The following is a 16,780-nucleotide window of genomic DNA, read 5'->3' as shown; positions in this document are numbered from 1 at the left end:
CCCGTCGCCGGTCACTGCCCACGGTAGTCCCCGCCTCCCGCCCGCGCCGGACCCCCATCTTCGGCCTTCTTCTATTTGATCTCTGAGTCGGCCGGCGCCGCCACCACCGCGACGACGGTCGCGAGGGTCGGCTGTGCGCTCGGTGAGGAGCCGCTGCCCGGGGCCGCGGTCGGCACGGGATGGGCTAGGACGGCCGGAACCCGCACGGCAGGACTTCCGGCGTCGGCGCCGGAGGCGATCGCCGCGCCACCGACCCCCGAGAGCACGGCCACCACGGCCAGCGCCGCCGAGAACCGTCTACCGGACGGCCGGGCAGTGGACGGCCAGGTAGTGGAAGCCGGCTGCCGGGCTGGCGGCCGGACCCAGACAGTCTCTTCGTCCGAGTCGAACGCGGTCATCGCATCCTCCAACAGCGACTCCAGGGCCGGATACACGGGGCCGGGACGGCCGAAGACCGCCGCGCACTCCTGGGCGTCGGGGCGTTCGGCCGGGTCCCACGCCGTCATCTGTTCCAGCAGCTGCGACACGCCGCGCGGCAGGCCTTGAGGCACATTCGGGAGTCGGCGCAATCGGGCGACGGCCGACTCGGCCGGCGACCCCGGATATTCACGCCGGCCGGTGAGGCACTCGATGAGTACCAGCCCCAGGGCGAAGACGTCGGCCGCCGAACCCGCACGAGCCCCGAGGACCTGCTCGGGGGACAGATACGCGGCCGTACCCACGACGTTCCCGACCATGGTGCTCCCGGCTGCGTCCACCGCGAGCGACACCCCGAAGTCTGCCAGGCGCGCCAAGCCCTGCTCATCGAGCAGGATGTTCGAGGGCTTCACATCCCGGTGCACCACTCCGGCGGCGTGGATGTAGGCCAAGGCGGCGGCCACGGAGCGGCCGACGCGCATCGTGTCGGCGAACGGCATCGGCCCCGCGGCTACCAGCCCCCGGAGCGTGGGGCCGGAGATGAGCTCCAGCGCCAGGTAAGGGCCCTGCGGAAGGTGTCCGAAGTCGAAGATCTCCACCAGGCCCGGGTGGTGCAGCCGGGCCAGCAGCCGGGCCTCGACCACGAACCGCCGCACCAGATCGGCGCTGTCGCTGACATCCGCGTCCGCAGCCGCAGCCGCGTCCGCATCGGGGCGGAACACCTTGAGTGCCACCGGCCGCCGCAGCCGCTCGTCCACCGCCCGGTAGACGAGCGCGGTACCGCCGCGCCCCAGAACAGGTCCCAGCCGATAGCGTTGCGCGAACAGTTCCGCGGTCGGCGCTTCCTGGACGGCGGTGCCCTGGACGGCCGTGTCCTGGACGGCAAAGCCCTCCGGGATCTGGACGGCAATGTCCTCCGGGATCTGCTGGGACATCGTAGCCATCGCGGAGGACTGCCCCTCGGCCAGTTCTCCTTCAGACGTTCCTGCCATCCGGCTTCACCTCGGGTTCGCCTGCTGACTGTCAGGCGCCACCGAGGTCCAGGGCGGCGTGAGCCCCGTCGGCGAGCGACGAGGTGAGTTCCTCGTACAAGTGTCCATCCGAAACACCCGCGCCGACAGCCCAACGTGCCCCGCACAGCGGGGTACCCCCCATCGCTGCCCACGCGACTGGCAAGAACATGCACCCGCCGTGGAATCCAAAAGAATCTCCGATCGGCCGCTCCGTCGACCAATCCGCCCGGCCGTCGCCTCCGAATCACGGCAGAAGGCCAACTCGGTGCGCTCCAGAATCCCGGCGCACATCTTCCTTCGGTCCTGATCCGCAACCCACGGGTCAGAGACGTCATCAGGAGCCTGAACACCAGTAGTTGGAGGAGAGCACGATGACGCGTACCAAGAGAACGACCAGGATCATGGCGATGGCTGCGGCGCCCGCGGCGTTGCTGGCATTCCCGCTGGCTTTCACCGCCTCGACGGCCAGTGCGCAGACATCCAGCGCCACGTACATGGCGACGCTGAACCCGCTGAACCACGCCACCGGCTCCGGGACGCTGATGCTCCAGCTGAACGGCGACCAGGCCGTCATCACCGAGAAGGTGCAGGGGCTGGCCACGACCTTCATGGGCGCGGCCTACCCGCACGTGCAGCACATCCACATCGGTGCGGCGGGCACCTGCCCGGGCGCCTCGGCCGACACCAACGGCGACGGCGTGGTCAGCACCACTGAGGGTGCGTCGTTCTACGGCGGGATCGGTACCACGCTGAGCGTCAGCGGGGACACCAGCCCGGCGGCGGGCACCGACGTCAAGATCGCCCCGTCCGGCGGGTCGTTCGACTACTCCCGCACCATCACCCTGGACGCCGCGACCGTGGCCTCGATCCAGTCCGGCAAGGCCGTGATCGTGGTCCACGGTCTGGACCCGACGACGCTCAGCGCCCAGGCCCAGGGCGAGCCCAGTGACCTGGTTCCGTCGCTGCCGCTGGCCGCGACCTCCCCGGCGCTGTGCGGACCGCTTCAGGTCTCGCAGATGACCTCGGTTCCCGGTGGCGGGGTGAACACCGGTGGCGGCGGGACCTCCGGTCTGGCCGAGCCGTGGATGTTCGCCGCGAGCGCGGGCCTGGCGGCCACCGCTGGTGGCGCGCTGTATCTGCGGCGCCGGAACGCCGTCCAGAAGTAGGAAGTAGGCAGTCATGTCTTGGCTGACAAGGCTGTTCGGTAGTGGCCGCCGGCGTCTGCTGGCGTCGGCGGCCGCCGTCTTCCTGCTGGCCTCAGCAGGGACGCTGGCGCTCGGGATCTCCTCGCAGCACCACCCGCCGCAGCCTCCGGCTTCGGCCGCGCTGCCGGCTTCGGGGGTGCCGGGGGCTGCGGGCACCACCGGCACGCTGAGCACCACAGGCACCGGCACCGGCACCGGGTCGAGCGCGTCGAAACCCGCACCCGCGCCGTCGCCGACGACACCACAGCCGCCAGCCGCGCCGGTCCCCACACCCACCGCGATCAGCATCCCGGAGATCGAGGTGAGCCACACGCTGATGCAGCTGGGCCAGAACTCTGACGGCTCCATCGCGACACCGCCGCTGACCACCCCGGCGATTCCGGGCTGGTACCGCTACTCCCCCGCACCGGGGCAGGTCGGCCCGGCGGTCATCGTCGGCCACATCGACGGCACCACCGGCGCCGAAGGCGTTTTCTACAACCTGGGCGCGCTCCGCCCCGGCGACACCGTCGACGTCACCCGCAGCGACAACACCGTCGCCGTGTTCCGGATCGACGGCGTCGAGAAGTACGCCAAGAGCTCCTTCCCGACGCTGACCGTCTACGGCAACACCACCAACCCGCAACTGCGGCTGATCACCTGCGCCGGGCCGTTCGAAAACCAGCACTACCAGGACGACATCGTCGTCTACGCCACCTTGACCGGGATCCACCCGGTCTGACCGCAGAGAGGAGGACATCATGAGGGGACTGAAACTCATTGCTGCCATCTCGCTGACGGCCGCGATGGCCGGCTGCGCCTCGGCGAAGGCCGCCACCGAGTCCGCCCCCGCGCCGAGCACATCGGCCGGGGCGGCGGCGGCTGCCGGCTCGTCCGCCGCCGGACCGTCGGCATCCGCGCTGATGGTATGCGGGACGGAGATCAAGACCGCGGTGGAGACGATCCTCGTCGCCTCGCCCGCTCCGACCACGACGGCCACCTGGACGGACCATCTCTACACCTGCACCTACCACCTGGCATCCGGAACACTCGTGCTGTCGGTGAAGGAATCCCCGGACGCCCCGTCCGCGAACACCTACCTCACGACCCTCCAGCACCAGCTGGGCACCACAACCCCACTCACCGGCAGCGAAGGCCTGGGCAACCCCGGGTTCCAGAACACCGCCGGCAACGTCGTCGTCCTCAAGGACGACAAGACCCTGCACGTCGACGCCACCGGGCTGTCGGCGGCATCCGGCCCGAGCAGACTCAGCCGCGCCGACGTGGCCTACGAGGTCACCACCGACATCCTCGGCTGCTGGACCGGCAAGTAGAAGGGACATGTCATGTCCAGAACCCTGCGACGCCTCGCGGTCCCCACCGCGGCCCTGCTCCTCGCAGCCGCCGGCTGCTCCTCGACAGCGTCCAAGAGCAGCCCGGCACCCACCACCGCACCCAGCTCCCCCACCGCACCGAGCACCCCCGCCGCGCCTTCGACGACCACGCCCTCGACGACCACGGCCCCAAGTCCGGCACCCAGTTCGGCACCGAATTCGGCACCGGCGGCAGCGGCGCAGATCGTCATCGACAACTTCGCGTTCAGCCCGGCGAACCTCACCGTGCACCCCGGTCAGGCCGTCACCGTCGTCAACCACGACTCCGTGACACACACCCTGACAGCCGCCGGCGGCACCTTCGACACCGGCGACATCAACCCCGGGAAGTCGGCGACATTCACGGCACCGGCCACCGCCGGCAACTACCCCTACGTATGCAGCATCCACGCCTCCATGCACGGCACCCTGACAGTCGGATAGGAGACCCGCGATGACGGCCATCACCATCGTCCTGCGGGGTGTCGCAGCCGTCGGCCTGGCTGTGGACGCCTACGTCCACCTGCACCTGGCACACCGCTACGACCCGATCGCCTCATCCGTCATCAGCCAGGGCACGCTGTTCCGCATCGAGGCCGCCGCCGCGATCCTCGCCCTGCTGCTGGTCGTGCTGTGGCGACACCGCGCAGCAGACGCCTTCGCGTGGCTCACCGCCGCTGCGGGCCTGGCGGCGATCCTGATCTACCGCTACGCCAACCCCGGCGCCATCGGACCGCTTCCCAACATGTACGAGCCGATCTGGTACGCCGACAAAGTCTGGGCCCTGATCGGCCAAGCCGCCGCCATAGCAGCGCTGACACCACTGATCATTCGGCCCCGGTGGACCCGCGCCGACGCCTCGAAGGGAGAACCCTGATGTCCGGCCATCGACGATCCGCACGAGCGTTCACCTCTAGGAAGCCGCTGGCAGCCGTCCTCGCCAGCGCGGCACTGTTCATCCTCACCTCCGCAGGCGTCGCCTCCGCACACGTCACCATCGGACCCGACACGACGGCCAAGGGCGGCAGCGATGTGGAGCTGACCTTCCGCGTCCCCAACGAGGAAGCCACCGCGAACACCACACAACTTGAGGTGGTCCTGCCCACCGACCACCCGATCACCGGCGTCCTACCCGAACCCACACCCGGCTGGAAGGTCGCGGTGACGAATTCGACACTGCCCAAGCCCATCACCACCGACGACGGCACCGTCACGCAAGTCGTCTCCGAACTCACCTGGACCGGCGGGGCGCTCGCGCCCGGACAGTACCAGGGCTTCCGGGTGATGCTGGGCAAACTGCCCGATGACACGAACCAGTTGGTGTTCAAGGCCGTGCAGACGTACTCCAACGGCGACGTGGTGCGCTGGATCGACCTCGCCCAACCCGGCCAGCCCACACCAGACCACCCGGCACCGGTGCTGACACTAACCAGCACCGGCACCGGCACCGGTTCGCAGCCCTCTGACACGCAGACAAGTGCACAGTCGGTCACGGCCAACCCGGCAGCCCCGAGCACGGCGACCAGCGACAGCACCGCCCGAACGCTGGGCACCGCGGGCATCGTGGTCGGCGCGGCCGGTCTAGCCGTCGGCGCATTCGGCATATCGAGGGCACGCCGCAAGACCTCCGATACCCACTCCACACCACAGTCCACACCGCGGGAGTGAGGCGGTCACGATGCTCCGTCGACTGCTGGTGCTACTGGCCCTGGTCATCTGCCTGATCCTGCTCACCGCGCAGGGCGCCTTCGCCCACGCCACCGTGGTCGCGACCACCCCAGGCGACGGACAGACCCTCGCCTCCGCCCCGCATCAAGTGTCGGTGACCTTCGACGAGCCGGTGGCCCTCCAGTTCGGCGCCCTGCGCGTGTTCTCCCCCACCGGCACCCGGGTGGACGAGGGCAGCCCCGCCCACCCCGCCGGACACGCCGACCAGGTCGCCGTCGATCTGACGTCCGGACTGAAACAGGGCACGTATACAACCTCCTGGCGGGTCATCTCCGCCGACTCCCATCCGGTACAGGGGGCATTCACCTTCAACATCGGCCAAGCCTCCGCCTCGACCGTGAACTCCTCGACACTGCACCCCGCAGGCAGCAAGACGGTCGGCGCCCTCTACGCGGTCGCCCGCTTCGTGGCCTACGCGGCCTTCGCCGTCCTGGTCGGTACCGCAGTGTTCGTATTCGCGTGGTGGCCGAACGGCGCACGCACCAGAGCCGTGCGGATCCTGCTGGTATCGGCGTGGAGCGGGCTCGCCGTCGCCACCGCCGGCGTACTGGCTTTACAGGGCCCCTACGGCGCGGGCTTCGGCCTCGGCCGCGCACTGGACACCGGAGTGCTGCACACCACCCTGTCGACCCGCCTCGGCGAGGCACTGTCGGTTCGACTGGTTCTGATCGCGTTCGCGGCAGCGCTGCTCGCCTGGCTGTTCACCCGGCTACCAGACGCCTCACCACAAGCCCGGATCCTGGCCGCGCTCACCGGCGTCGCCCTGACAGTCGGCATCGCCGCGACATGGGCCGTTTCCGGACACGCCGGCACCGGAATACAGGTAGCCCTCGCAGTGCCCGTCGATATCGCCCACCTGTGCGCGATGGCCGTCTGGCTCGGCGGCCTCACCGTCCTGGCCGCGATCGTCCTGCGCCGCGACGGACACGGAACGCCGGGCGAGCGGGCCCGGATGGTGCAGCACTTCTCGCCGGTGGCACTGACCTGCGTGATCGTCCTGGTAGGCACCGGCACCTACCAAAGCTGGCGACAGGTCGGCTCCGTGCCCGCGCTGACCGGCACCGCATACGGAAGGCTGCTGCTGCTCAAGCTGCTCGGCGTGGTCCTCCTGATCGGTTTGGGCTACCTCGCACGCCGCTGGATCGCCCGACACCGGGAGGACCGCAGCCCCGACACCACCGACCAGGCCGCGATCTCGACACTGCGCCGCTCCGTCGCCAGCGAGGTAGGACTGGGCATCTGCGTGCTCGCACTAACCGCGGCGCTGGTCAACGCCCCGCCCGCACGCACCGCGTTCACGGCGTCCGCCGGGCCGGTCAGCGCCTCGGCGGCATTCAACTCCGGCGGCCCCGGCGGCGTCGGCACCGTCCAGGTGACCGTCGACCCGGCGAAGACCGGCGCCGACACCGTCCACCTCTACACCCTCGGCCCCACCGGCAAGCAGGAGCAGGTACTGCAAGTACAGGCATCCTTCACCCTCACCTCGCACGCCCTGGGACCGCTGCCGGTGACACTGCGCAACGCCGGAGCCGGCCACCTGATCGGCGACACATCACTTCCCATCGCCGGCAGCTGGCGACTGACCGTCACCCTACGCACCGACGACCTGGACGAGACGACCGTGCAGATCCCGATCACCATCCGGTGAATCAGGTCTCGGATGAAGCGTTCTCAGAGCACCGAGCATCGAGCACGGAGCGCCTACAGGCTCTGGCCGCCGTTGACGTCGATGCACGCGCCCGTGACCCAGCCGAACGCGTCGGAGAGGATCGATGGCACCGCCGCGCCGAGGTCGTCCGGCGTTCCGATCCGGCCCAGGGCGATGACCTCCGTGGCCTGCTTCTGGACGGCTTCGCTGCGCATGATGCCGCCGCCGAAGTCGCCGTCGGTCGCGCCGCCGACGATCGTGTTGACCCGGATGCCCCGGTCTGCCAGCTCCACGGCGAGGTAGCGGGTCAGCACCTCCACCGCCCCCTTGCTCGCGGCGTAAGCGGACCCGCTCGGAACGACGGCTCGGGTCAGAGCGGTCGAGACGTTCAGGATGCGGCCGCCGTCGTTCAGCAGCGGCAGCAGCCGTTGCGTCAGGAAGAACGGCGCCTTCAGATTCACCGCGATCACTTCATCGAACTGGTCCTGGCTGGTCTGCGCGTACGGGGCGAACACGCCGATCCCGGCGTTGTTGACGAGGTAGTCGAACCTGTCGGCGCCCCACCGCTCCAGCTGGCGCGAGACCTCGTTCGCGAAATCGTCATAGCGATCGGTCTGCGTGACATCGAGGCTGAGCAGCGCCAGGCTGTCCTGCGCCCCGGTCAGCGTGATCTGCTCGGCGAGTTCGCGCGCCCGCACGCCGCCACTGTTGAAGGTACCGATCACTTTGACGCCACTGGCGACGAGGTGAGCGGCCATGCTGCGCCCGAAGCCCCGGCTGACGCCGGTGACCACAGCGATTCTCGTTGGGTTCATGACGGCATCGTGCGATGGGGGCCGGCGCGCGGTCGAGCTCATGTCCATTCAATGGGCGCGTCGGATCGCAGCGCCTCGATCGTGTTGGCGGCCCGCTGCACGTGCGCGGCGAAGTTCTCCGCCCGCCGACCGGCGGACGTGGCTATCTGGATCGAGGCCCGGCCCCCGCCGGGCAGCCGGAGCAGGCGTGCGTAGCAGGTGAGTCCCTCAAGCAGATCCTCGTCGTCCACCGCCGCGTGCAACGGCCGTTTCCGTACCGAGTGCCGGTGGGTGGGGGCGAGCACGATCGCGGCGGCCGACAAATCGGGCATCTCGATCCCGGCGTAGGCGTCGATGACGAGCTTCTCCCGGCCGGGGATCATCTCCACGGCGACGAGGTTCGTCTCCGTCGCGACGACGAGTGAGACGGTGGCCCCGGTCTGCTCGCGCAGCGCTTGGATGATCCGATTGATCTCGGTGCGCCGACCGTCGACCGGCTGGGACCGGTGGGCGATCTCCAGCAGGTGCGGCGACACCGTCCAGCGGCCGTCGGCCCCCAGCTCGACGGCCCCGCTGCGGCGAAGCTGGTGCAGCAGCCGGTGCACCGTGGACCGGGGTATCGAGGTCTGCTCGGCCAGGCTCGACACCTGTCGGCGGGCGTCCGCGTCGGGCAGTGCGCGCAAGATCCGGAACCCGCTCTCGAGAACTTCCCGGCCAGGCTCGTTCACCGGGGCCACGATGCCTCGCCCACGCCCATCTGTCGCACCATCACGGCCGCCAGCTTATGACGGGCCCCGATTCCGCGCTCGGGGCGACGATTCCAGCCAGGAGGATGTCCAGCACCTGCCTTTGTTCGGCCTCAGACACGCTGAGCAAAGCCACGCCGTGCGCGGCAGACCACACAGCCAGGCGGGTGGGGCGCGGTGCATCGCCGACGTGCTCGGCGACCAGATCGCGGGCGGCGGTCAGGCCACCGTGGCAGGCCATGCCGAACAGGCCGGGGTGCTCACGCGCGAACGATAGGTAGGCCTCGGCGATCGCGCGGGTGCGGGTGCGGTCCGGGGCCGCCGGTTCGCCGCCGCCGGCGCCCTCACCCTCGCTCAACGAGACCGCCTCATCCAGCCGCTCCGCGAGCAAGCGCAGCGCCCGGCGCTTCACCACCTCAAGCAGTTCCTCGACCGTGGTGAAGTGCCGGTACACCGCGGCCGCCGTGATGCCGACGTGGCGGGCGGCGGCGCGCAGGGTCACCGTGGGCGGCCCGCCGGCGCGCGCCAGGTCGAAGGCGGCCTGGACGAGTGCGGCGCGGGCGTCGCCGTGGTGGTAGGTGTTCCGGTGCGGGGCCGTCACGGGATGTGGTCGCGCCAGTCGGCCGGGGCTTCCAGCCGGCGGTAGGAGCCGGCGTAGAAGAGCAGCGCGTCCTGGTCCGGGCCACGTCCGACGGTGACGATCTCGCCCAGGAAGATCGAGTGGTCCCCGCCGTCGTACACCGCGGCCAGGGAGCACTCGAACCAGGCCAGGGCGTCCGGCAGGACCGGGGCTCCGGTGCGGGGGCCGGGGATGTGGTCCACGGCGTCGAACTCGGCCCGGCCGCGCGGCCGGTCGCGGTTCGCGAAGTGCCGGGCGACGCGTTCTTGCCGGTTGGACAGCACGGACACCGCGAAGCCGCCGCTGTCCCTGATCGTCTCGTGCATCGAGGCGTCGCGCAGTACGCAGACCAGGACCATCGGCGGGTCCAGCGACACCGAGGTGAACGAGTTCGCGGTCATCCCGCGCGGCTCGTCGCCGCCGGAGGTCACCACGGTGATGCCGGTGGCGAAGCGGCCGAAGACGCGCCGCAGTTCCCGGGGGTCGGCGGCGGCGCCGGCCGGAACCGGCGCCGTCATTGGCTTGGCCATCGCCGCTCAGCTCCCCGCGGCCGGCACCCGGATCGGGGCCTGGACGGCCGCTGGGCGGGTGCCGCGCAGCGCGTAGCGGCTCAGGGCCCGCCGAAGCGGCTCGGGCACCGGGGTCGGCCGGGTGTCGGTGTTCGGGCCGCGCATGCACGCCACCCGCTGCCGGCCCCGGGCCACCAGGTCCTCCAGCCCTTCGCGCAGCCGCACGTAGTCGAAGGCGAACTCGATCTGCGTCTGCGTCAGGTCCTCCAGCCGCATCCGGATCGACAGCTCGTCGAACGCGGTGATCTCGGACAGGAACTCGCAGTCCACCTTCAGCGTGAACAGCTTCAGGTCGGCCTGCACGTCCGCGATGACCTCCGGCGCGTGTTCGCGCAGGAACATCTCCCGGCAGCGTCCCTGCCAGCGCAGATAGTTGACGTAGTACACGTTGCCGACGAGGTTGGTCTCCTCGAAGCCGACCAGGTGCCGGTACTCGTAGTAGTCCTGTATGCCGTTGCCGCTTGTTATGCCATTGCCACTCGTCATGCCGTTGCCGGTCATTGTGCTCTCGCCGCTCATTCCGCGTCACTCCCCTCGGCGGCCGCCTCGACAGCGGCCGACACCGTGAACACCAGCGGTTCGCCGACGTCCCGCACCGTGGTGAGGAACGAGGCGATCCGCCGTCCGCCGCCGCGCAGGGCCGCCCACGGGCCGGAACCGGGAACCCCCTCGACGGTGTCCGCCGTCAGATCCGGCCGGGCCAGGCCGGCCTTCCGCAGGCACTCGATCGCGCCCCACACCCGCGTCGCGGCGACCGAGTAGTCCTCGCCGCGCTCGGCGGAGATCAGGCCGGCCAGCGCGACGCCGTCGGCGCCGAGCAGGTCGGTCCATTCGCTCATCCGACGGGTCTCGGCGACCTCGACATCGCACTCCACCGGCCGGTCGCCGGCCAGCGCCGTGGAGAAGGTGAGTCCGGCTCCGTGTGCGGAGGACACCTGGAACCCGTCAATCCACGGCATCCCGTCGGAACGGTGCCCGACCTCGACCCGCCGGCCCAGGGCCCAGCTCATCGCCCGGTCGGTGCGCTCGCGCCGGAGCGCGGTCTGCGAACCGTCGGCCTCGGAACCCTCCGGGGCCGCCGGGGCCGCCGCGTCCGGTACCACGGCGGTGCGCAGTCCCGCGCGGCCGAAGACGGGTTCGACGTTGCGCTCCAGATACGGCGTGAGCAACGCCGGCAGCCACGGCCCGGTCCCGTCCTGTTTGCGGACCGCCTGCAAGGTCAGGCCGTCCCAGCGCTCTACCAGCACGCCGTCCAGGTCCCGGACTTCGATGTCGTAGATGTAGGTGTCCCCGTCGCGCGAGCGCTCGGCCGCGTGCAGAGTCACCTCGGGCAGCGGCCGGGCCAGCTTCGGATCGGCCAGCCACAGCCGCTCGACGGAGGCCGGGAGCAAGGTGGCGTCCGGCACGCAGCACTGGATCGAGTGCATCAGCGCGTCCCGGGTGCCGGGGTCGGCCAGGATGAGATCGCCCGGGTGGAAGGACCCGAACCAGTCGTCCCGGGCCTGGTTCGAGATCGCCGCCACACACCCGCGGGCCTGGAGCTCGTGGTAGCCGAGCAGGCGCTGGAACCGGTCGCCCTGGAAGAGCACCGGACCGTAGAGCTCGGTCGCCGGATCCAGCGGGATCAGCGGCTCGGTGTCCCGAGTGCGCGGCCGCGGGTCGCCGACCGGCAGCGGCTGGTCGTAGCGCAGCGTGGCGCGGAAGTGGTCGGCCTGGAACCCGGTCTCGCTGGAGCGCAGCACCGCACGCACGACGTCGGGACCGTCGGCGAGCACCGCCACGCGCAGGGTCGTCTGGCCGTCCACCGGCACCACGATCGGCCGCAGGAACTCCACGTCGTTCAGCGTCGGCGCACCGTCGTGCCCGGTCAGCGCCCCGGCCGCCTGCGACATCGCCTCCATCCCCAGCACCGCCGGGAACAGCAGGTCCCCGTCGAGCAGGTGGTCGGCCAGATACAGGTCCGCTGAGGGCGACAGGTCGGCGTCGACCACCAGCTCCACCCCCGGGTAGAACACCCGCGGACGCTCCAGGAACCGGCCCAGCGGCAGCTCACGGTGCTCCATCGTGATCGTCGGCAGACCCTCCGCCCGACCGGCGACCACCACGGTGCCGGGGGTGGACGGATCGGCCAGCAGGGCCTTGAGGATCCCGACGCCCTCGGCGACCGGGATCGGCGAGATGCCCTCGCGCATCAAGGCCTCCAGCACCCCGAGCTTGTCGCCCATCCCGGCGCCGGACCACACCGACCACTCCAGCGCGACGCACCGGCACTCCGGATGGTCGGCGGCGAAGCGGTGCGTCAGGTCGGTCAGCCAGTCGTTGGCGGTGGCGTAGTCGCCCTCCCCGCGCAGACCGGCCCGGCCGATGATGCTGCCGAAGGTGACCAGCAGCCTCAGCGGGTCGGACCCGACGGCGGTCAGGACCGTCCGCAGACCGTCCAGTTTCGGCGCCAGCGTGCGGCGGAAGGTCGACTCGTCCAGATCCACCAGGGAGCGCGGTTCGTTGCGCCCGGCGCCGTGCAGGATCGCGGTCACCGGACCGAGCGTGCGCCGGACCCGGTCCAAAGCCTCCTTGACCTCGTCGGCGACGGTGACGTCGGCCCGCACGTACTGGAAGGCGATCCCCTGCGCCCGCATCCGCTCCAGGTTCATCGCCAGCTCGGGGTCACTGGCCGGATCCGAGCGGCCCATCAGCGCCAGCGCCGCGCCGCTGTCCTGGGCCAGGCCCAGCGCCGCCTCGGCGGTGATGCCCTTGCCGCCGCCGGTCACCAGCAGCACGTCGTCGGCCGTGAGGACGTCGTCGAGCCCTGATGCGTCGGCGGCCGTCGCCGGCAGCGGGCGCAGGACCGGCACGGTCCGCGTACCGTCCCGCTCGTAGCAGACCTCTGCGAAGCCCGTGGTGTCGGCGGCGTCCGCGGTGATCCGGGCGGCCACCTGGGCGAGGTAGTCCGGCGGCACCGTGTCGGGACCGGCCATGGCGACCACGGTCGTGGTCACCGCCGGAGCCTCCAGGTGCAGCGTCTTGGCGATGCCCGCCGCGCCCCGGCGCCCGCCGACCGTGACGAACCGCACCGGCTCGCCGCGCACCCGGGACAGCGCCGCCCGGACCGCGCTGATCATCAGATCGGCGTGGCCCTCGTGCGCCTCGTCGGGCAGGCACAGCAGCACACCGGCGCCGATTCCGGCGACGGACAGCGCGGCGCGCAACGGCTCGGACAGCGCGTGGCCGTCGGTGGCGAACACCTCCCACTCGGCCGCCGGATGGCGCACCACCGCCGGCGGAGCCGGAGGCGTGGACACCAGGTCGATGGCGTAGGCCCGGACCCACGGATCGACGCCCGCGATCTGCTCGGCCGCGCCGTCGTCGGCGAGCGCCGTGGCGGCCAGGCCGTCGAGCATCTCGGCCAGCTCGGTCAGGGTCGAGGTGGCGTAGGCGGAGGTCGCCAGCACGGCCGTCACCCCGAGCGCCTTGGCCGCCTGGGTGACGATCTGGCCGACCGTGATCGAGCTCAGGTGCAGCTCGTCGATCGGGTTGCTGTCCGGGCTCACGGCCTCCGGCGGCAGCTCGGCCCGTTCGGCGGCCAGCCGCAGCAGCACGGTCAGCGCGTCCTGCGAGCCCGCGCCGGACGCCGCCTCGTTCGACGACGTCTCAGCCGAGGCCGCCGCACCGGGCTGACCGCTCTGACCGCCCTGCGGAGCGAGCGCGGCCGGAGCCGCCAGGGCCGCCTTGACGACCGCGAAGTCGCCCTCGGGCGCGGCCTCGGCGGGGCTGGCCAGGAACACGAACTCCTTGTCCAGCGGCAGCGGCTTGACGTACCGGTCCCGGAACAGCTCGCCGTGCTCGACCGGCGCACCGAGCACATACGCCATGGCAACGGCATGGAAGAGCCCTGCCAGAGACATGCTGTCGGACTCGATCGACACCGCCGGTACCGCCGGGGCGATCTCGGCGGCCAGGTTGCGCAGGATCCGGCCCGGACCGACCTCGATGAAGGCGTCGCAGTCGCGCGCCAGCGCCGCCACGGCGTCGTGGAACCGCACCGGGGCCAGCATCTGGCCGCTGAGCAGGGTGGCCACGTCGGTGTCGGCGGGCAGCGGCGCACCGGTCACCGTGGAGACCACGGTGCGGTCCAGCGGACGGAAGTCCTGCGCCGCCAGGTGCCGTCCGAACAGCTCGGCGGCCGGTGCGACCGCGGCGGAGTGGAACGCGTGCGACACCGAGACCCGGGTCGCGCTCAGACCGCGTGCCTGGGCCCGTTCCATGACCGACTCCACGGCCTGGACCGGACCGCTCACCACGGTCTGGGTCGGGCTGTTGTATCCGGCGATGACCACCGGCTCGGGGTAAAGCAGGTCGTTGACCTGGTCGGCCGAGGCCGCGATCGAGGCCATCGCGCCGCCGCCGGAGGACGTCTGGTCCATCACCCGGCCGCGTTCGGCGGCCAGGGCCAGCACCGCTTCCTCGGCCATCACCCCGGCCCAGTGCAGCGCCGTCAGCTCGCCCAGGCTGTGCCCGGCCGCGCCGGACGCCGTGATCCCCAGCGCCGACAGCACCCGGATCGCGGCGACGGAGCCGGCGACGATGCGCGGCTGGGCGACCGAGGTCGCGACCTGGTCGCCGCCGGTGGGCAGGGCCAGGTCCCGGTAGAGCTCGTCGACGGCCGGGAACCGGCGCCGCAGCGCACCGCCGTCCGCGCGCCGTCCGGCGCCCTGGCCGGGGAACAGGAACGCCAGCCGCGGCAGGCGGCCCGCCGCCCCCAGGAACACCCCGCCGGCCGGGTCCAACACCTGGCGGGCGCCGGAGTCCAGCAGCGACAGCAGCCGGCCCAGCCGCTCCTCGGCCTGCTCGGGCGAGCGGGCCACGATCGCCGCGCGCAGCGGCCGGCCGGTCAGCTCCCCGGACAGTGTGGCGGCCAGGTCGCCGAGTTCGGCGAAGGACAGCTTGGTGAGGAAGCCGGCCAGTTGCGCCACCCGGCCGCGCAGTTCGGCGACGCCGACCGCGTCCAGCAGCAGGATCTCGCAGTCCTGACGGGAGCGGACCAGCCGGGTGGTGCTCTTGCCGATGTTGGTGCGGCGGACGCCGTCGGCGTGCTCGACGATCAGGTGCGCGTTGATGCCGCCGAAGCCCATCGACGACACGCCGGCCCGGATCGGCGCGCCGTCCGGCCACAGCTCGGCGCGGTCCGGCACGTGCAGCGTCGCGTCCTCGGCCAGCAGCACCGGATGCGGGTCGTAGTGCCCGGTGGCCGGCGGGATCACCTGGTGGCGTACCGCGAGGATCGCCTTGATCAGCCCGGCGACGCCGGCGGCGCCCTTGGTGTGGCCGAAGTTGCCTTTCACGGTGCTGATCGCCGCGGTCCCGGCCGCCACGCCGGCGGCGTCGCGACGGGCACCGCTGATCGCCTCCAGCTCGGTGGCGTCGCCGACGGCGGTACCGGTGCCGTGGCCCTCGAAGTAGCGGACCGTCTCCACCCCGAACCCGGCGTTGGCATAGGCCCGGCTGATGGCGCGCCGGTGCCCGGAGGCCTCCGGGCGGGTGATCCCGCCCTTGCCGTCGGAGCTCTGGCCCCAGCCGGCGATGGTCGCGTACCGGAACTTGCCCTGACGCACCGCGTCCTCGTCGCGCATCAGCACCAACATCCCGCAGCCCTCACCGGGCCAGAAGCCGTTGGAGTCCTTGTCGTAGACCTTCATTTCCGACCGGGCCAGGGCCCCGGTCTTGGCGAACCCGATGACCTCGAACGGATCGATACTCAGGTCCACACCGCCGGCCACCGCCGCGTCGATCTGCCCGGCGGCCAGCGCGTTGCAGACGGTGGCCACCGACAGCAGCGAGGAGGAGCAGGCGCCGTCCACGGTGTAGCCGCCACCGCCGAAGTCAAAGTAGTTGCAGATCCGGCCGGAGATGGTGTTCGCCAGGCCGCCGGCCAGCGAGTCCTCGTCGATCGGCGGGAACGGCGCCTTGTAGCGGGCCTCCAGCGCGGTCAGGAACTCGCCCAGCGCGGCGTCGTCCCAGCCCTGCTCCCGCAACGCCGCGCCGACCGTGCGCTCGACGTACGGCCAGCGCAGCCGCATCAGGTTGGCCCGGCTGAACTCACCGGTGAGGGTGTTGCCTATGACCACGCCGGTGTTCTGCCGCGGCAGGCCCTCGCCCGCGGGGAACCCCGCGTCGTCCAAAGCCCGCGCCACCGTGTCCAGCGCCAGCCAGTGCGTCATGTCGGTGGACCGGAACGTGCTGCCGCCGATGCGGTAGCCGACCCGGTCGAAGTCGAACCCTTCCAGGACCGCGGCCATCTTCGAGTAGTGCCGATCCGGTGCGGCGGGATCGGGTGAGTAGTAGTCCTCGGCCCGCATCCGCTCGTCCGGCAGCCGCCGGAAGGCACGGCGGCCGGCCAGCACGTTGCGCCACAGCTCGTCCGGGGACGCCGCGTCGGGATACCGCAAGGCGATCCCGACCACGGCGATCCCGGTGCCGGTGGTAGCGGTTCCGGTGGTGCCGGTTCCGGTGATGCCGGCTCCGGTGCTACCAGGTCCGGTGCCGCTCACCTCGCCACCACCTCCGGCGATGATCCGGTCCGCCGCGGCGTGCTGTTCTTTCGGCAACACCGTGATCTCCCTCCATGGGCGTGAATGTGTCGATGATTCGGAAGTATTCGGCCGCCGGAGCAGCGGTTGCTTCTCCAGCCGTGC

Annotated in this window: 14 protein-coding genes; 7 read left to right on the top strand and 7 right to left on the bottom strand. The window is 71.4% G+C overall.

Going from position 1 to position 16,780, the window contains the following annotated elements; genetic code table 11:
• Window positions 1–71: 71 nt before the first annotated feature.
• The gene (locus tag IZR01_RS12240; RefSeq protein ID WP_194923871.1) at window positions 72–1,409 is read right to left on the bottom strand and encodes a serine/threonine-protein kinase; all 1,338 of its coding nucleotides are present in this window, start codon (window positions 1,407–1,409) and stop codon (window positions 72–74) included.
• 392 nt (window positions 1,410–1,801) lie between these two features.
• Between IZR01_RS12240 and IZR01_RS12235 the strand changes: the two genes are divergently transcribed.
• Genes IZR01_RS12235 through IZR01_RS12205 form a run of 7 tightly spaced genes read left to right on the top strand, consistent with a single transcriptional unit; the run spans window position 1,802 to window position 7,363 of the window.
• Window positions 1,802–2,596, top strand: coding sequence for a GVDTG sorting domain-containing protein (locus IZR01_RS12235; protein ID WP_194923870.1), 795 nt, complete (start codon window positions 1,802–1,804; stop codon window positions 2,594–2,596).
• A 13-nt stretch (window positions 2,597–2,609) separates the two neighbouring features.
• Window positions 2,610–3,356 (top strand): class F sortase, encoded by a 747-nt coding sequence (locus tag IZR01_RS12230; RefSeq protein ID WP_194923869.1) that lies wholly within the window; start codon window positions 2,610–2,612, stop codon window positions 3,354–3,356.
• 19 nt (window positions 3,357–3,375) lie between these two features.
• Complete coding sequence (locus IZR01_RS12225; RefSeq protein WP_194892416.1) at window positions 3,376–3,948, top strand: hypothetical protein; 573 nt, start codon at window positions 3,376–3,378, stop codon at window positions 3,946–3,948.
• A 12-nt stretch (window positions 3,949–3,960) separates the two neighbouring features.
• On the top strand, window positions 3,961–4,431 hold the full coding sequence (locus tag IZR01_RS12220; RefSeq protein ID WP_194892415.1) for a cupredoxin domain-containing protein: 471 nt from the start codon (window positions 3,961–3,963) through the stop codon (window positions 4,429–4,431).
• Between the two features lie 10 nt (window positions 4,432–4,441).
• Window positions 4,442–4,864, top strand: coding sequence for a hypothetical protein (locus IZR01_RS12215; protein ID WP_194892414.1), 423 nt, complete (start codon window positions 4,442–4,444; stop codon window positions 4,862–4,864).
• Window positions 4,864–5,655 carry a YcnI family copper-binding membrane protein gene (locus IZR01_RS12210; RefSeq protein ID WP_194923868.1) on the top strand — a complete coding sequence of 264 codons (792 nt, stop codon included), beginning with the start codon at window positions 4,864–4,866 and terminating at the stop codon, window positions 5,653–5,655. The genes IZR01_RS12215 and IZR01_RS12210 overlap by 1 nt, the downstream gene beginning before the upstream one ends.
• A 10-nt stretch (window positions 5,656–5,665) precedes the next feature.
• Entirely contained in the window at window positions 5,666–7,363 is a 1,698-nt protein-coding gene (locus IZR01_RS12205) for a copper resistance CopC/CopD family protein (protein ID WP_194923867.1), read from the top strand.
• A gap of 53 nt (window positions 7,364–7,416) precedes the next feature.
• Here the strand turns inward: IZR01_RS12205 and IZR01_RS12200 are convergent, their stop codons facing one another.
• The 6 genes from IZR01_RS12200 to IZR01_RS12175 all read right to left on the bottom strand — a co-directional run bounded on the left by IZR01_RS12200 (window position 7,417) and on the right by IZR01_RS12175 (window position 16,549).
• Window positions 7,417–8,157: an SDR family NAD(P)-dependent oxidoreductase gene (locus tag IZR01_RS12200; protein ID WP_323746159.1), complete on the bottom strand. Its 741-nt coding sequence runs from the start codon at window positions 8,155–8,157 to the stop codon at window positions 7,417–7,419.
• A 59-nt stretch (window positions 8,158–8,216) separates the two neighbouring features.
• Window positions 8,217–8,885, bottom strand: coding sequence for a helix-turn-helix domain-containing protein (locus IZR01_RS12195; protein ID WP_194923866.1), 669 nt, complete (start codon window positions 8,883–8,885; stop codon window positions 8,217–8,219).
• 40 nt (window positions 8,886–8,925) lie between these two features.
• Window positions 8,926–9,504 carry a TetR/AcrR family transcriptional regulator gene (locus IZR01_RS12190; protein WP_323746989.1) on the bottom strand — a complete coding sequence of 193 codons (579 nt, stop codon included), beginning with the start codon at window positions 9,502–9,504 and terminating at the stop codon, window positions 8,926–8,928.
• Complete coding sequence (locus tag IZR01_RS12185; RefSeq protein WP_194892410.1) at window positions 9,501–10,052, bottom strand: flavin reductase family protein; 552 nt, start codon at window positions 10,050–10,052, stop codon at window positions 9,501–9,503. The genes IZR01_RS12190 and IZR01_RS12185 overlap by 4 nt, the downstream gene beginning before the upstream one ends.
• Window positions 10,053–10,058: 6 nt before the next feature.
• Window positions 10,059–10,541: an acyl-CoA thioesterase gene (locus IZR01_RS12180; RefSeq protein WP_194892442.1), complete on the bottom strand. Its 483-nt coding sequence runs from the start codon at window positions 10,539–10,541 to the stop codon at window positions 10,059–10,061.
• Between the two features lie 65 nt (window positions 10,542–10,606).
• Window positions 10,607–16,549, bottom strand: a complete 5,943-nt coding sequence (locus IZR01_RS12175) for a type I polyketide synthase (protein WP_438939695.1) — start codon at window positions 16,547–16,549, stop codon at window positions 10,607–10,609.
• Between the last annotated feature and the right edge of the window lie 231 nt (window positions 16,550–16,780).

The sequence above is a fragment of the Catenulispora pinisilvae genome, from assembly GCF_015356865.1.
Lineage (GTDB): Bacteria > Actinomycetota > Actinomycetes > Streptomycetales > Catenulisporaceae > Catenulispora > Catenulispora pinisilvae.
The sequence above is the reverse complement of the archived record's forward strand: the minus strand, read 5'-3'. Positions and strand labels throughout refer to the sequence as shown.

Coding starts and splice junctions, on each gene's coding strand:
- IZR01_RS12240 (WP_194923871.1), bottom strand. CDS start 1,409: ATGGCAGGAACGTCTGAAGGAGAACTGGCCGAGGGGCAGTCCTCCGCG.
- IZR01_RS12235 (WP_194923870.1), top strand. CDS start 1,802: ATGACGCGTACCAAGAGAACGACCAGGATCATGGCGATGGCTGCGGCG.
- IZR01_RS12230 (WP_194923869.1), top strand. CDS start 2,610: ATGTCTTGGCTGACAAGGCTGTTCGGTAGTGGCCGCCGGCGTCTGCTG.
- IZR01_RS12225 (WP_194892416.1), top strand. CDS start 3,376: ATGAGGGGACTGAAACTCATTGCTGCCATCTCGCTGACGGCCGCGATG.
- IZR01_RS12220 (WP_194892415.1), top strand. CDS start 3,961: ATGTCCAGAACCCTGCGACGCCTCGCGGTCCCCACCGCGGCCCTGCTC.
- IZR01_RS12215 (WP_194892414.1), top strand. CDS start 4,442: ATGACGGCCATCACCATCGTCCTGCGGGGTGTCGCAGCCGTCGGCCTG.
- IZR01_RS12210 (WP_194923868.1), top strand. CDS start 4,864: ATGTCCGGCCATCGACGATCCGCACGAGCGTTCACCTCTAGGAAGCCG.
- IZR01_RS12205 (WP_194923867.1), top strand. CDS start 5,666: ATGCTCCGTCGACTGCTGGTGCTACTGGCCCTGGTCATCTGCCTGATC.
- IZR01_RS12185 (WP_194892410.1), bottom strand. CDS start 10,052: ATGGCCAAGCCAATGACGGCGCCGGTTCCGGCCGGCGCCGCCGCCGAC.